This window comes from Legionella sp. 227 (assembly GCF_043161935.1).
Lineage (GTDB): Bacteria > Pseudomonadota > Gammaproteobacteria > Legionellales > Legionellaceae > Legionella > Legionella sheltonii.
This window is the reverse complement of the sequence record NZ_CP171154.1, coordinates 2,789,428-2,804,115: the sequence shown is the minus strand read 5'-3', so window position 1 is coordinate 2,804,115 and position 14,688 is coordinate 2,789,428. Positions and strand designations below refer to the sequence as shown.

The window sequence follows — 14,688 nt, the reverse complement described above, 5'->3', positions numbered from 1 at the left end:
AATGCTGAATATTATTTAAATGATAGACTGGAAATAATTTTTTGGCTCGTTAAAGTAAAAGGAAAAGAGCCACAATATTTTGGTACTAAGTGAGTTAAAACCAACAATCAAAGGCATATTGAGTTATATACTCATTACTGAAACGAAGGTTTCATAAGTAGGGAAATTACTAAAATGAAAAAAACTATATTATTCATATTGGGATATGTCTTAATGTGTTGCTCGCAGCTTTTAAACGCTCAAACAAATACAGGAACGTTATTAGAGGCTAAAATGGATGAGGCTGAAATCTATCTTAATAAAACACAAAATACGCCAAAAGCATGGAAACTTGCAGTTGAAATATCGAAGCTAATCAAGGAGCATCCTGAGTATGATGATGGTGAGTTTGCAGAAGGAATGATTGATGTTGTCTCCAAACTGTTAACTAAGCCATGGAACTATGCGAGCCCTTACCTCACTGGCAATAAAAGTACAGCAGCATTTCGTCAATTTGTCATTGATCATATCAATGAACTTACTGATCCTGAAGATTTAAAAGCAATTAAGAAAAATATTTTAAAAAATTGTGACCGAACTAAGCATCTTATTTGCCGACAGTTAATAGCAAAAATTCAAAGAAGTATGCCTTGAAAAAGGAATCTTACGTTCATAGAACATAGGAATTGTTTCCCTTTTCCCCTATTGATACTTAAGAGAAACCAATGATGCTGTCTTCCTTTTCCTCTTTAGGCGGTAGCTTAGCGCTCCCTAATTCTTGGGCTCCAAGAGAAACTGACTGCACGCTATTGAACATGAGAAAGCCAGACGATAGAAGATTTGGATAGAAATCATCATAATCACCGGAAAGAGTTGTAGTGCTTGCTCCATCCATAAGATCTTCTTTACACGGGTTTACTTTACGACGTTTTGGGTTGAAACCTACGGGATTGCTATGCTCACGCAGCGTCTGTTTTGGTTTGGAAAAAATTACCTCATCTGATTTTAGCGTATTGCTGGGATTATGAACAAACTCTGCCATAAGCATGTGCTTTTTAAACAATTTAAATTCCATTGATAAAATCATTTGCGGGTAATTGGGATCTATAAAATAAACCTGTTTTTTAGGTTCCTTTTTAACACCAATTAAAAGGATGGTGTGTGGAATATTTTGTTGATATCCGTCCACACTGTAAACGTTTCTCTCTATTAATCCATTCGAAGATTTAATCTTTTCAGCTACAGGTAATTTTCCTTGAGGAAAAGTATTTCCATGTGTGAGCCTTATGGCTATTGGACCAAAATTTTCAAGAATGTTAGCTAATTCAGTAGTTGTGAAAATGTCCCTATCGATATTTAAGTCATCGAATGTGGTAACGGATAAATCGAGTAATCTTGCCATGGCAAAGTCGACTCCATATTTATCCAAAAAATCTTCAATCCAATCTCCATCATAATCCTCTCCTTCTTCATCAATTATTTCATCCGCAACCCTAATAAGGTCTTCAGCATAAGCGGACATTACCTGGTACATAATTTCTCTAAAATCATCCTTGGTGTTTCTACATGCCTGAACAATATCGCTAACACAAGAGGAAACATTCGCTTGTATTCTATGCATTGCTCTTAGATGTAAAAAGGAAAAAAAGTAACATTGAGGACTATCTTGTGCAGGGATGTGTGTATGTTTGGGGATGTAAATAATTTCTTTTTTGGAAAACATTTTTAACTTCTCGATAAATCTTGTCGATTTGAACATATTGTACAAATATACCACCAAATGATTAATTAAGCATTAATTTATTTAAAAAAATTACCCAATCACATAGGATTTCTTCTTCGTACCGGACAAAAAACCACTGAACTAAACTGTGCCCGTGCCCTGCCCGGATTTTAAAGGATTGGAGAGATTCACTTTACGCTTGAAGAAGCTCAGCGAACTATCCAAAATATCTGGATTTCTGCGAAGAGAAGGATGTTTTGTTATGGAGACCCACACAGGTTTATTTAAGCCGATTAAGGCTCACTGATGGAGAGTTGTTGGTTGTTGCAACAGATGAATCGATACTAGCATCTATCCTGACCTACGCAAAACGCTGGGAAATCGAGTGCTTGTTTGCATGCTTAAAATCAAAGGGTTTTCATTTTGAGGATACGCACATCACCAAGATTGACTGCATTGAAAAGTTACTGGCTTTGCTGACTATTGCCTTTTGCTGGGCTTACAAAACGGGTGAATGGGAAATAAACAAAAGGCAATCAAAATCAAGAAACATGGCCGTCAAGCGATAAGTTATTTTCGATACGGTCTTGATATCATACGAGATCTTGTATTAAATTGCAGCGCTTCTATGGTTCATATTGGCAAGATTGTTAGAGATTTTTTTATCTTGAAGCAGCCAACAGTCATCATGGAATAATGGAAAAAACGCCAACCTCAACATATGGATAAAAAATGGAAAATAGACTTTTGATCATGAACGCTTGGACGTTTATCAAGCGGCTATCGAATTCATCATTTTAAGTGATGAAATCTTAGAAGAGCTACCCAGAGGGCGAGCTTATCTTGTAGATCAATTACAACGAGCAGCTTCATCAATAGCGCTTAATATTGCTGAAGGCGCAGGAGAATATGCTAGGCACGAAAAACATCGCTTCTATCGTATAGCTAAGCGATCTGCAACTGAATGTGCTGCTATATTGGATATTGGTCTGAAATTAGGCCTGGTCGATACAAAAAAACTTAGTGATGCCAGAGATTTGTTATTCCGAATTGTCTCTATGCTCATTAAAATGGTCAGTTCTTCCCATTAAAATCCGGGCAAGGGCACGGGCACAGTTTAGTTCAGTGGTTTTTTTGTCCGGTACGAAGAGGATTTATTATAATCATATTGACGATAATTAAATCAATTGATACCATGTTAGATTTTTTATATAGGAGCTTTCATGCTTAACCCCTACGCGCATTTTCTTAAATTAGAACTAAACGAAGAAGACCTGAAACAACTGGAGGATGCGTATTATGGTAAAAAGCCACAAACCATGGGCTCCCCATTTCTTGAATTAGAATTGAATGATGAAGACCTAAAGCAACTGGAAGATGCTTTCTACAGCAAAGACTCCCAAGAAACAACCAGCTTTTTTAATTTAGGCTATAGCGTAGGCGACGAACAACAAGAATATCGCAAAGCATCTCAAGAAATAGAGGTAGAAGATTCTTTAAAAAAGAGAAAAAGGGAGCTTGCAAAAAATCAAGAAGATAACAATCAGCCCCCCTTAAAACAGAAAAGTTATTGGCTACCCGTGGATCATAAAAAACGTATGACTGAAAACATGTTTAAACTCAAGCAAACAGCCGATAATCAGCTTTGCTTGAAAGCGAAAAAAGAAACTCCACCATGGGCAGAACATTCATTTAAATTCGAGCTGAAAAAAGACAACCAAAGATTTGAGAAAGAGGCAAGTCAACCAGCTAAAGACGAGAAGATAATTTTCGTGAGTCATCAAGAGCAGGCAAGAAAAAGGCGTCCCCAAAAAACTGGCCCCCAACATCGTTTTATGTTTCACTTGAATACAAATACGGGTAAGCTCATCGAGCCTCAGAAAGAAGAGCAGGATCAACCTTCTTTTACGGGTGGCAAACCATAAAAAAGGGATAAATGACCCAGCCCTATAGGTATAAATATTAATCATAAGGACAACAAAAATATTAATTCATAACCATTCTAATCAAAAATAGGAGCTTTAATGCCTAATTCCTACCAGCATTTTCTTGAAATAGAATTAAATGACCAAGACCTTAAGCAACAGGAAGATGCTTGCAATGGAACAGAGTCACAACAAGCGGATGATTTTTTACGTGATTTAGAATTTAATAGCGAAGAATTTGTGCCACGACAAGAGGACAAAGGATCGCAGCGAACCGATGATTTTTTTCTTGATTTGGACTTAAATAGCGAAAACCTTGAGCAACAGGAAGCAAATAAAGAGCGACAAGAATCGGAAGATTTTTTTCTTGATTTAGATATAAATGACGAAGATCTTAAGCAACAAGAAGCTGATAAAGAGTCGCAAGAAACAGTCGATTTTTTTCTTGGTTTAGATATAAATGGTGAAGGCTTGGAGCAACATCAGGCGGACAAAGAACCACAAGATGCAGACGATTTTTTCCTTGGTTTAGACATAAATAGCGTAGGTGTTGAACAACAGAAAGCAGATACAGAGCCACAAGAAAGGGATCCTGAAGTCAATTTAAAAAAGCGAAAAATAGAGTGCTTAAAAAAAGTGGAAGACAATAATGAGCCCACAAAAAGACCAGTACCTGCGTATTGGCTGCCTAAGGCACATAAAAAGCGTATGGAGGAAAACATATTTGAACTGAATAAGGAAAAACACATCCCCTCTGAATCACAGAAACATAAGATGCATATGAAGAAATTTATGTTTAAGTTCAAAAATGATAGAGACATCCCGAATAGAGAGACAAATAACGCAGATCTTACGAAAAAACCGAATCAACCTGTCGAAAGTGTAATGAAATATGATGCAATAAAACGTGGTAGAAAAAAAAGTGCCCCCCAACATCATTATATGTTTCATTTCATGAATAACCAAAAAGAAGGGGAACACACTCCCCCCCAAAAAGATGCTCAGATTCAACCCTCTTTTCCAGTTAGTAAACCTTAATGGTAATGCAATCTATTAACTGACACACAACAAAGGTCGAGTCATTCGACCTGACCCTTGCTTACTTTGTAAAATCATTTAGGATAGCTATTTTAAATTTGCAATATTAATAAACAAACTGTACGATGTTAAGCTTTTATATTAGTTAAGAGATTTCATTCATTATGTTAAGTAAGTTTGAAGAACAAGAATTAGAAAAAATAAAACACAACATTGCATTGCTCAAGGATACTCCTGAACAGCTAAAAGCTAATGAAGCGTTCATGCTTGAGGCAGTCAAAATAAGTGCATTTGCAATGCACTATGCAGCATCTACGCTAAAGAATAAAGAAAGTTTTGTTCTTAAAGCCATTTTAATCAATTGTCACACTTATATACATATACCAGATGAGCTAAAGGACAGTGAAAATATAACCTCTTTAGCCATAAGAAAAGATCCTAGCCTTTATATGTATGCTTCGTCTCGATTAAAACAGATGAATATTTTAAAAACACTGCATTGAAAATCAATAGTTGGTATCCATGGATAAAATTAAATAAAGTAATAAAAAATAATTTTTTTGAAGGAATAAGCGACACTTTTGCAATAATGTATGGGGATTATGGGATACTTAAAAAAATATATGGAAGAGAACTCGATCCGAATCAGCTGAAACATGGATTAATTGATATCACCTTGCTCCCACAATTATCTAACGTCTTAATTAATTATGGCTTGCCTAGTAGGCAACGCAGTGATAATCCTTTCATATATATTAGAGATGAAGAACGATGGAATGACTCAATCATTCTTAGAAATATATCGTGTTGCATAGGCTTTGGTTTACAATTTTTAAGGTTTGCAATGGCAGCTGCAGCAACTCTAATGGTTCTTCCTTTAGTTGCTTTAGTGCATGTACTTAAATTCCCATTCACTTATTCTTATCAGCGCAGCTTACTTCAACTAGAGGGCGTCATCTATGATACTGAGAGCAAAAATCCTGTCTCAGGAAACACAACTTTAGCGGAATTTATTGCAACGACTAACTCCACTTTAAATGATTTATCAGGTTACAAGTCTTCAGATATCACATCTTATTCTTCTGAAAACTCACAAGTAGACAGGTACGGTTCATTGCGTAGTACTCATCCTCAATTGTTTTTTAAACCATTAGCTAGTAATACACCTTCTCACCTCCGAGCTAAAGAAATAGCAGCAGCTCTTGAAATAGATGAACATTTTGATCCCAATAACCCCCAATCAACTGCTATAGGTCGATCGTTTTACTAATAATCAAAAATACTATATACAGATCCGCTAGCCTTATGCTAATGAGTTATAGGGGGTAATAATGAATCTCGCAGATATTAATATTCTTGGCACAGAATAAACTTCTTCAAAAATATTTATCTCCTGATATCATTCTGAATTTTTTTATCATCTAGTCACAAACTAAAATGGCACTGGAGATCCAATGTTAATCAGAAATAAATCCAACTCGAATCAACATCAACAAATTTTTAAAAATTACCACCATTTGATGAAGCGATTCAGAAGATGGGAAAGAAATACTTCTACTCTCGAAGCAAATGAAGAAGATTTTAAAAGCTTAGATATTGAGCTAAAAAATATTGAAGAATTCTATAAAGAGTTTACCACCAAAGTATTAGCTCCTCTTGCCCAACTACCCACATCGGATTTACCAGAGTTCATAAGCCAAGAGGATATTTTCAGCCTTTTAGGGTATAGACAATTCATGCTTTTTGCACAAATGTTTGCCGAAAGAGAAGCATGGATGCAACGTATTGCAGGCACCAATGGGAAAAATGCTCATACCAGCGAAAGCTACCGCAAATTCAAAAGCCTTGTTTCAAAATGTCCTGGCAGATTTGTTATTGAGGAGAGCTTACGTCATTTTGAGCAAGGGACTCTGAAATATCATCATGATTGGCAAACCGCAAAACGGCAAATAACTAAGGAACTAAAATCATTACGCGTATTACACGAAAATTGGAAAGAAAGCAGCAACAAAAAGAATAGAAAAAGAGCCTCTTTTTTAATTGATTTCATTAATAAATTTGAAAACATTCCTGACCAATTACGTTTACAAGAAGAGATGCGATTGAAACAAAGTGAATCCTATAAAAATGCTCTTGCTACAGACAAGTTCAAAGCAGCCCAACTTCTGAATAAGCACCTTTATGATTACGATAATCCTCAAGCGGAATTGGCAGAAAAGATGAAGCTTCTCCAATCCCTATCTCACTGTACTCTTTTATTTGAACATAATCGCAGCCCCATAGGACGGCTAAAAACTCAATTCAATATTAAAACTCCGGTTTTTCAAAAATTAACATCTTTAGAAAAAGCATTATCCTCCGGGGAGAGTGCATTAAATCTTTATTTGAAACATACAATGCCACCAACGGATATGGTTACAGCTACGCCTCAAAAAAGTTCTGATCGTGAGAGTGTCCCTCTTTCTACAGTGAATAAAGCCCCTGAATCTATTTCGGAACATCCGCATGTAGGACACTCAAATCAGGAAACTCAACCCCAAACGAATTCGATTCCAAAGAAAGAAAACCCAGGCAAAGTATTTCGCAAAGTTCAAGAATACGAAGAAAATCTCCGTAGGCTTGGTCTATTTGAGACTAAAACCTCCCCCCTTCCCGGCTCATTAAATAATCCGCCTCCTTCCCATGAAAACATAGTCTCGCTATAAAGCCCTCTGCACGGATGCAACTGGCATATGAATTCTAGCAATCAATTATTCTTTTGGAATTGAGTTTAAAGGGTTTTAAGTTTTTGCTATTCCCCTGTTTTTAGAATAATAAAATCTTAATTTTTTTTAACTATAATTTAATGAAAGTGAGCACTTTGGTTTTTTTATGAAATTAGGAATGCCTATTGTCCCTGCCTCAAATAAGGATGCAGCTCGTCTTGCTAATCAATATGCAAGAGCATTTATCATAGAAGGCGCAACGCAACTTATTAATAATAGTTATCCTATTGATAAGAAAAAAAGCCTTAGTGAAGCAGTAAAAACTATAAGAGAAAAATCTCAAGAAGCTGCAAGCTCCTGGTTGGAGTTTGACTATTACATTTATGAATTTTACAAATCGATTGAATGCAGTAAAAAATATTCAATTGGAAATTGTAATGAGCTTTCTGAATTAGCCCTTGATTACATAGCTCATTATGCGCCTCATATCAACGCAGAAGTTTTTCAATTAGTAGGCGGCAATCACGTGGTCCTGGTTGTTGGGCGACAAAAAGGAAGTGATCCGAAAAAGCCAGAAACCTGGGGTAAGGATGCTTATATCTGTGATCCTTGGTCTGATGATGTATACCCTGCTTCCGAATACCTTTCTCGAACTAAAAACTATTATCAGAAATATGACGAGGTTTTAGATGTTTATACAAATCACATAGAAGATTTTAATCCTTCCAAACATACTTTTAGCCCTATAAGAAATTATAATACCGACTACATTAGAAAATATAATACTCAAGAACACATTGGTGCCGTATATGACCTTTTTCAAAAAAAACAGCAAATAATTGTTGCAGCAGCAGTAAATTTGGAAAAGGCACTTATAGAAATAGCCAATAAACTAGAAAAGAAATCTGGTGTACATAATGAAAAATACCAAATTATTCAAAGCAAAATAAAACAATTAAAGAGCACTACGGAACAACTTACACGAGATTTTGCAAAGCCTGTTGATGAATCAAATAATTATTATGAAATTATATCTCAATTAGATAAAACACTGAGACAATCAATTAAAACCTATTTTAAAGCAGCAGAAATAACAAAAGAAGAAGCTGTTGCTTTGGCTAAGCCTGTTGAAAAAAGTGGGCGACATGGATTTTTTCAATCAAAAGACAATGTCGTATCAAAAATTAACGATGCTTTAGAAGTATCTAGTGATATGCTAAGAAAAGTTACCGTCAAAAAATCACCTTAATGATATTGTATTTTTAACGGAGCATTCATCATCTCTTCGACAAATGGTCGATGCTGAATCGCAACGATATTATTATAAAACTCAGAGGTTTCATTCTGACGTCGATTAAACCAGGTATGTCCTTGATAAGCGTTTGAAATAGCTGCTTCCTCAATAATCAATTCTAAGGCTTCCATCGCAGAAGTAATTTCATGATTTTTATATTGTTTATAGAGATCAAAAATAGCCGCAGCACCTCTGGGTATTTTAATTGTATTACCATTATCTAAAGTACGCTCTTCACCACCAAAAAATCCAACTTTATTATCCAGCTTAATGACATCAGCTAAAACTTCCTCAAGAATACTCTCTGCTTTTCTTTCATTAATATTATTTTTACTATTTATTGGATTCCTTAACCACGTTTCCCTAGCTTTATTGAAATATAATTCCGCTTGATTTTCGGTCACATCAAGCCTTATTTTGATGTGTTCTATTGTTGTTTTTTTTCGTTGGGCTGAGTCAATTGTTGTTTTCTCTTTATATTGATACGAATTATTATCCAGGTCTGGTTTATAGTGTGCCTCAAAAATACTTATTGCTACGTTTTCTCGCTTTTTTATTTCACTGGGTGCTTGCTCAACAAGAGCTACTAATTTAATTTCTAAATTCTTAAGATTGAGACGCAATGGACTATTTGCATTATAATCCTTGTTATATTCTTTAAATTCATCAAGGATCTGTGATTTTAAATTTGGATGATTAATAAGAAAATTTAAAAATTTATCATTCTTTAACAGTTCCTCTCTGAGTAATTTACTACGTCTGGTTTTATGAGCTACTATTTCTTCTCGTAATTTAAGATTCCCAATCGTTGCGTTAGCGATAGGTCGATATATTTGCTCATCGAATAAAGCGCTTTTAAGAAAAACTGAAAAGACATCTTTAATAAAATCAGGATCATTCTCAATTCCTACCAGATCTAAAAGACCCATATCCGCCTCATCAGGAAAATCTCGAGGTTTAGCATCCGTTAAATGCGGAAAATTAGTAATATCTCTTTGAGTTATCGGAAAAGCATCTTTAGGTTTTATACCGAATGCTCTTTCATCAGACCTATAGAGTGGCTTATTAGGATTTTTATTTTGATATTTTGATGTGAATGTCCAGTTTGCTTGATCATGATCCACTTTCCTGGATATCAGTTTAATGGGATCATAGCCAATATTGCCACCATGCAGATCATTCTCTTCCTCACAATAGGCAGCAGCTAATATTCTACCAATACCGGATTTTACGAGGTCCTTCTGCTTTGGCGAACGCATTTGACCCGTCGTTTGCTCCTCTTTTAGATAGTAATCATGCAAAGATCGATAATTTTCTATCTCTCGAGAGAGCACCCCAACTCGATGCCCTTCCGCATCATGCACACTGCTCACTTTAGGTGTGCGGTCATTTAACAGAAGCCGATAACCTATACCATTAAAAGCCTCAATTTCAGTAATTCTTCTTCCAGACTCTTCGATTTTAAAAATTTCTACAGCTTCTTTACTCTCCTTTCGTACTTTCTTCACGCTATGAGAGGGTTTTGGCGCATTTCGTTCTCTGGTAACGTCGACATTTACCGGATGATATTTTGCAAAATCTTTGCTTCTAGGAGGTAATTTTGAAGATTTTTCAATTTTAGACAGCTCGTGCTGTATTGACCTTAATCTTTCAATCAAAACTTTATTTTGAGCATGATTGTAATCAGGGCTTGTAAGAATTGCATTGATAACAATCTCAACTTTTCTTTTGCTCGTAACCGTTAAAATTAGTGACTGTCCAATTACCTCCCTATATCCAAGCTTTTTAAACAGGGGAAAATAATCATCTAGATAATAATCATTCAGAGAGTCACGAGGCAATGTTAAGATAATAAAGGGTTTCTTCTCAGGCTCTTCAATATACTGCGGGAGAGAATCCCCAGGAGTATAAACCTCTTGAAACCCTTGATCTCTTTTACTATAAATTTTCATGGATGCACAGTGCAGGCGTTCATTAATAGGGCATTGTAAGTGATAAAAATTAATTAAATATTAACTGAGCGAAAATAGTTTCTGCACATTGCATGATTATTTACAATTTATCTAAAATGCACGACAAGAACTTATTGAAGATTCAACTTCATCAGTATCCTCTTCGACAGCAAACTCTAATTCCGAAGGATCGCTATTTTCAAGAAAAGCCGATTCTAAATCATCAAAGTCCTGATTTCTTTTAGCATGTGCCAAAACAGTAAAAAACACTGCGTGTTGTCTTTGTTTTTTGTATATACCTGTATGAGGCAAACAGGAATCTAAATAAACATCTTTTTCTGCGAGTAATGGCTTTATTTTATGAATATATTCCTTTTTCTTAGGATACGGTATTAACTCGAGGAGACTTGCATGAAGTTTTAAATTAAAATTTTTATGTTTACATTTTTTTAGAAACTCAATGAACTGCTCTAAATATTCCTCTGCCAATCTACTTTTATCCAGGTTCGCTTCGGGAGGTTTTCTTTGGGGAGATTCTGTATTTAGGAAAAATGGGAAATTTAGCCGTTTTATATGGGCATGCTGATGCTTTATGAAATTTTGATATTTTTCTTCGGGATCTTGATATTCGGTGGGCCCTTTATATTTAGTAGAGAGTTCAAGGACTTCCAAGCCAGGAGGCAAGCCTCTTTCTAATACGCTCAACATTTTTAAATTTAATTGTTCAGTGGACTCTGAACAAAGAGTTAATGAAGTTAAGTTTTCAGCATCCTTAAGGTTAGCCAATAATTCTTCAGGAATTGTATCAACTGAAGAAAAAAGAAGTTCTTGGATATTTGGATTAGTTTTTAAAACCAAATTAAGTAACTCTACTGCTTTTTTATCTTCCCTTGAGACAGAAACGTGTTTTAAATGGACTCTCTTAATATTCTTATTCCCTTGTACTTCTGCCCTCTCATCGGAACCCAGCAAAGCATGGAAAACACTCTCTAAATGTCTTAAGGGTAAAGACTTTGTATTCCCCTCGAATTCCAATTGCAAAAGGGAGTTATTTTGTCTTAGAGCTTCCGCCAAAGGTTGTAAATGAATATTGTGTTTTGGCAGCTTCCAAGCCAATTCGTTTAAAGAACACGTTTCTCGAGCTAATGCATCAGTAATGATTGAAATCTTAGCTAAATCAAAGGAAGCATATGAATCCAGGGCAAGCTTGCGAAAATAGGGATTTCCTTCAATTAGTTGAAGCAATTTTTCTAAGAAATTAGAACTAACCTCGTCTATAAAAATAATTAACTCCGTTGGCTCTTTGCGCTGAGTAACAATCTGTTTTAATAAAGCAAGTATCTCTTCTTCACGTTCGACCATGATACGAGCAAAGGACATCGTTCCCACCCCCTTCGCCTCAATAAAATCCTTAGCTTTTTTACGAATCTCCGGAAGAGAACTACTTGAAAAGAACAAAAGCATAATATGCCCCTTAGCTTATAAGATGCAGCATTATCTTCTTTTTAATACAATCAGACAATTTTTATTGCTATTATTTGCTAAAAATGAAACTATAAAAAATACCATCAACCCATTATTTACAGGTTAGGTGGCTGTACCTCGACAGTTTGATTGTTTCTTAATGATAAAAGAATCAATGAATTATATTCAGAAGAATTTATAATTGATCATTGTGTCATAATATGAGGCAGATACTATGGACAGTAAAATCGAAAAACAACCATTCACCCTGACGATGCTAGGGACGCTCACTGACTTTACCCCTGAATTAAAACAAGCCCCCAAACCTGCCCCATATACTAAGGGTGCCAAAGTAAAAGATTATCCTAAGGGAGAATCATTAAGCATAATCTCTTCTTTAATTAAAACCAGCGCCCCTACTCAAACGACAAAAGTAGACTTAAAAAATCCTTACCCTTTTCAGGCTGATGAAATTACCGTAATTAATGGACCTAAAACGGATGGTTCTAATGTAGGAGAAAAAATTGGCCTAGGTCTGGCGTCAATATTAAAAGCAATTGCCCGCGGGCAAACACAAATCAATATTATTGCTCACAGTAGAGGTGCTGTTGAATCGATTTTAATCGCCCATGAATTAGAAGCTATCCAATCAATTATTTCCACATGCGGTACTTTTGAAGAGGTATTGAAGTATTTAACTGAGCAACAAATCAAAAGACAAAAAGGTACGCCGACAAATAATACACCAGATATTATAGAACCTCTACAATCCCAAATTAATCTGATCCCCAAAGAAGAGAAAGAGCAATGGTTCAATCAGCTTAAAACCTATCTGTCTAATGCATCAATCAATTTTTTTGGTATCGACCCTGTACCCGGAGATTTTTATCTAATTACCTGGTATGACGAACGATTTTTTATATTACCCCAAATTATAAAAAATGCTGAGTTAATTTTTTATGCCAATGAACGATCGGATTGGGGCTTTACCCCAATTTGTCCTGAAGTAGTTTCTAAAGAAACTCAAAATTATGTTCGTTACTCCATGCCCGGCCATCACGGAACTGGCTCAACCGGAAATAATGGTTCCCAGCAAGGGGTAATCGTCTGCCCTAATGGATATAAAACCACTCATGTCCAAAAATTACTAATATACAAAATAATTAATTTTTTAAGCGGGCATCAGGTAGAATTTAACGATGGCACCCAAATTTTTCGTCAATATTCCGCTTTAGGTCGAAAATATTTGGGAGACAATACTGAAACAAAATCAATTCCCGTCGCGTCACTCGATTTCCCTACTATTTTGCGAACACTTTATGCCATGATTGCCAAAAATCAAATTGGTTATGATGCATATAACTCAACCAATTACTCCTATATGGGCCTCACAAAGCAACGCAAAATTTTGCATAAAGGACATATCTACGGCCTCTTTAATGATGTTTTTACGACCTACTCTGGCTATGTCAATGAAGAACATGCCTTATTAATGCAAGCTCATTTTTTTCAAATTTTTGGACTTGGTACCCAAAGAAAAAATCTTGCGGATATGATTAATACCGCAAGCTTGGTTTTAGAAGAAAACATTAAAAAAATTGCTAATAAAGAATCTTCCATCTTGGAATCAGAAGTGAATCGCAAGAATGTATTAGAAACATTTGGCATAGTGATTCGGCAGGTTAGTCAACAATATTTAACGGATGATTGGTCACCTAGTGAAAAAGAAAAGGAAAAAGAAGCTCTTTATCAAGCAATTATTGATATCTTAACTAAATTTAAAGAACTCGCTACTTCAGATAATGTAACGATTCGTCAGTATGTCGCAGAACTTCTACTTTTAAGTTTCACAAGCATAAACCATACATTAGTGGTTCGAGCCCAAGGCATTAAAAAAGATTTTAAATACCTGCAAGAGTCTCTAGATAATCGCTTAGCGCAGTTTTTTAGCGAATTATTAATGCAATTGAATCAGCTTGAAAATAGCCCTTCAGTTATTCTGGATGAAATTATAAATTCCGAAGAATATAAAAAATTACCTAATTACCCATCAACAATCAAAATAACTCATATCCATAAAAAATTGGCTGGAAAAGGCCTAGAAAAATACAGCGCTGAGCAACTTAGTAAAAGCTATGAAGAACAGTTTGCTAATACTATTGAAGATTTTGCAAAGCTTTATCAACAAATTCGAATCTTTATCTATGACTTGGCTGCTTTACGTAGCATAGTTCCTAGTGAAAAAATTGAAGTCGATGAATTGCACTTGCTGAAACAAGCTAATGGATTAATCGCAACAGCGGCTGAACGATTTTATAAAGACAGAACCAATGCGCTCCCCCCAATTGCCGATACAGAATTTATGAAATTAGCAGAAAAGCATGCGATTGAACATTTTGGTATCGTGGATCGCCTCAAAGAAAAAAATAAAGAAGCAGAAAAAACAACTACAGAGACGAGTGGGGGTTGGTTTTCTTTCTTCTGGAGACCAGTATCAAAACCGATAAATGGCACTCAACTGAATACTGCGAGTAGCGGCGACATTACCCCCAAAGAAGAAATTACATCGATGGCTAAATAAAGTGTTAATGAGTCTGAGCTGGGTATT

The 14,688-nt window shown here is 35.5% G+C and carries 12 protein-coding genes and 1 pseudogene; 10 read left to right on the top strand and 3 right to left on the bottom strand.

The features are described 5' to 3' along the window. Positions 1-174 precede the first annotated feature (174 nt). The gene (locus tag ACF8MK_RS12170) at positions 175-633 is read left to right on the top strand and encodes a hypothetical protein (protein WP_392536887.1); all 459 of its coding nucleotides are present in this window, start codon (positions 175-177) and stop codon (positions 631-633) included. 58 nt (positions 634-691) lie between these two features. On the opposite strand, the gene ACF8MK_RS12165 is transcribed toward ACF8MK_RS12170, so the two are convergent. Beyond that, positions 692-1,702 (bottom strand): hypothetical protein, encoded by a 1,011-nt coding sequence (locus ACF8MK_RS12165; RefSeq protein ID WP_392536886.1) that lies wholly within the window; start codon positions 1,700-1,702, stop codon positions 692-694. A 260-nt stretch (positions 1,703-1,962) separates the two neighbouring features. Here ACF8MK_RS12165 and ACF8MK_RS12160 point away from each other — a divergent pair. The 8 genes and pseudogenes from ACF8MK_RS12160 to ACF8MK_RS12125 all read left to right on the top strand — a co-directional run. Then, a pseudogene (locus tag ACF8MK_RS12160) lies at positions 1,963-2,318 on the top strand (transposase); the annotation flags it as partial. Positions 2,319-2,463: 145 nt separating this feature from the next. Beyond that, entirely contained in the window at positions 2,464-2,793 is a 330-nt protein-coding gene (locus ACF8MK_RS12155; protein ID WP_392536885.1) for a four helix bundle protein, read from the top strand. A 132-nt stretch (positions 2,794-2,925) separates the two neighbouring features. Further along, complete coding sequence (locus ACF8MK_RS12150; protein ID WP_392536884.1) at positions 2,926-3,627, top strand: hypothetical protein; 702 nt, start codon at positions 2,926-2,928, stop codon at positions 3,625-3,627. A gap of 99 nt (positions 3,628-3,726) precedes the next feature. After that, positions 3,727-4,665 (top strand): hypothetical protein, encoded by a 939-nt coding sequence (locus tag ACF8MK_RS12145; protein ID WP_392536883.1) that lies wholly within the window; start codon positions 3,727-3,729, stop codon positions 4,663-4,665. Between the two features lie 164 nt (positions 4,666-4,829). After that, positions 4,830-5,168, top strand: coding sequence for a DUF4116 domain-containing protein (locus tag ACF8MK_RS12140; RefSeq protein ID WP_392536882.1), 339 nt, complete (start codon positions 4,830-4,832; stop codon positions 5,166-5,168). Further along, complete coding sequence (locus tag ACF8MK_RS12135; RefSeq protein ID WP_392536881.1) at positions 5,165-5,935, top strand: hypothetical protein; 771 nt, start codon at positions 5,165-5,167, stop codon at positions 5,933-5,935. The genes ACF8MK_RS12140 and ACF8MK_RS12135 overlap by 4 nt, the downstream gene beginning before the upstream one ends. Before the next feature lie 184 nt (positions 5,936-6,119). After that, on the top strand, positions 6,120-7,370 hold the full coding sequence (locus ACF8MK_RS12130) for an EbhA (protein WP_392536880.1): 1,251 nt from the start codon (positions 6,120-6,122) through the stop codon (positions 7,368-7,370). Positions 7,371-7,536: 166 nt separating this feature from the next. Next, positions 7,537-8,619: a hypothetical protein gene (locus ACF8MK_RS12125; protein WP_392536879.1), complete on the top strand. Its 1,083-nt coding sequence runs from the start codon at positions 7,537-7,539 to the stop codon at positions 8,617-8,619. Here ACF8MK_RS12125 and ACF8MK_RS12120 read toward each other — a convergent pair. Continuing rightward, a complete protein-coding gene (locus ACF8MK_RS12120; RefSeq protein ID WP_392536878.1) occupies positions 8,616-10,616 on the bottom strand; it encodes a hypothetical protein in 2,001 nt (666 codons plus the stop codon). The genes ACF8MK_RS12125 and ACF8MK_RS12120 overlap by 4 nt on opposite strands. A gap of 111 nt (positions 10,617-10,727) precedes the next feature. Continuing rightward, positions 10,728-12,080, bottom strand: a complete 1,353-nt coding sequence (locus tag ACF8MK_RS12115; RefSeq protein ID WP_392536877.1) for a hypothetical protein — start codon at positions 12,078-12,080, stop codon at positions 10,728-10,730. A gap of 235 nt (positions 12,081-12,315) precedes the next feature. On the opposite strand from ACF8MK_RS12115, the gene ACF8MK_RS12110 reads away from it, so the two are divergent. Continuing rightward, positions 12,316-14,661 (top strand): hypothetical protein, encoded by a 2,346-nt coding sequence (locus ACF8MK_RS12110; RefSeq protein WP_392536876.1) that lies wholly within the window; start codon positions 12,316-12,318, stop codon positions 14,659-14,661. Positions 14,662-14,688 lie beyond the last annotated feature (27 nt).

Coding starts and splice junctions, on each gene's coding strand:
- ACF8MK_RS12170 (WP_392536887.1), top strand. CDS start 175: ATGAAAAAAACTATATTATTCATATTGGGATATGTCTTAATGTGTTGC.
- ACF8MK_RS12165 (WP_392536886.1), bottom strand. CDS start 1,702: ATGTTTTCCAAAAAAGAAATTATTTACATCCCCAAACATACACACATC.
- ACF8MK_RS12150 (WP_392536884.1), top strand. CDS start 2,926: ATGCTTAACCCCTACGCGCATTTTCTTAAATTAGAACTAAACGAAGAA.
- ACF8MK_RS12145 (WP_392536883.1), top strand. CDS start 3,727: ATGCCTAATTCCTACCAGCATTTTCTTGAAATAGAATTAAATGACCAA.
- ACF8MK_RS12140 (WP_392536882.1), top strand. CDS start 4,830: ATGTTAAGTAAGTTTGAAGAACAAGAATTAGAAAAAATAAAACACAAC.
- ACF8MK_RS12130 (WP_392536880.1), top strand. CDS start 6,120: ATGTTAATCAGAAATAAATCCAACTCGAATCAACATCAACAAATTTTT.
- ACF8MK_RS12125 (WP_392536879.1), top strand. CDS start 7,537: ATGAAATTAGGAATGCCTATTGTCCCTGCCTCAAATAAGGATGCAGCT.
- ACF8MK_RS12120 (WP_392536878.1), bottom strand. CDS start 10,616: ATGAAAATTTATAGTAAAAGAGATCAAGGGTTTCAAGAGGTTTATACT.
- ACF8MK_RS12115 (WP_392536877.1), bottom strand. CDS start 12,080: ATGCTTTTGTTCTTTTCAAGTAGTTCTCTTCCGGAGATTCGTAAAAAA.
- ACF8MK_RS12110 (WP_392536876.1), top strand. CDS start 12,316: ATGGACAGTAAAATCGAAAAACAACCATTCACCCTGACGATGCTAGGG.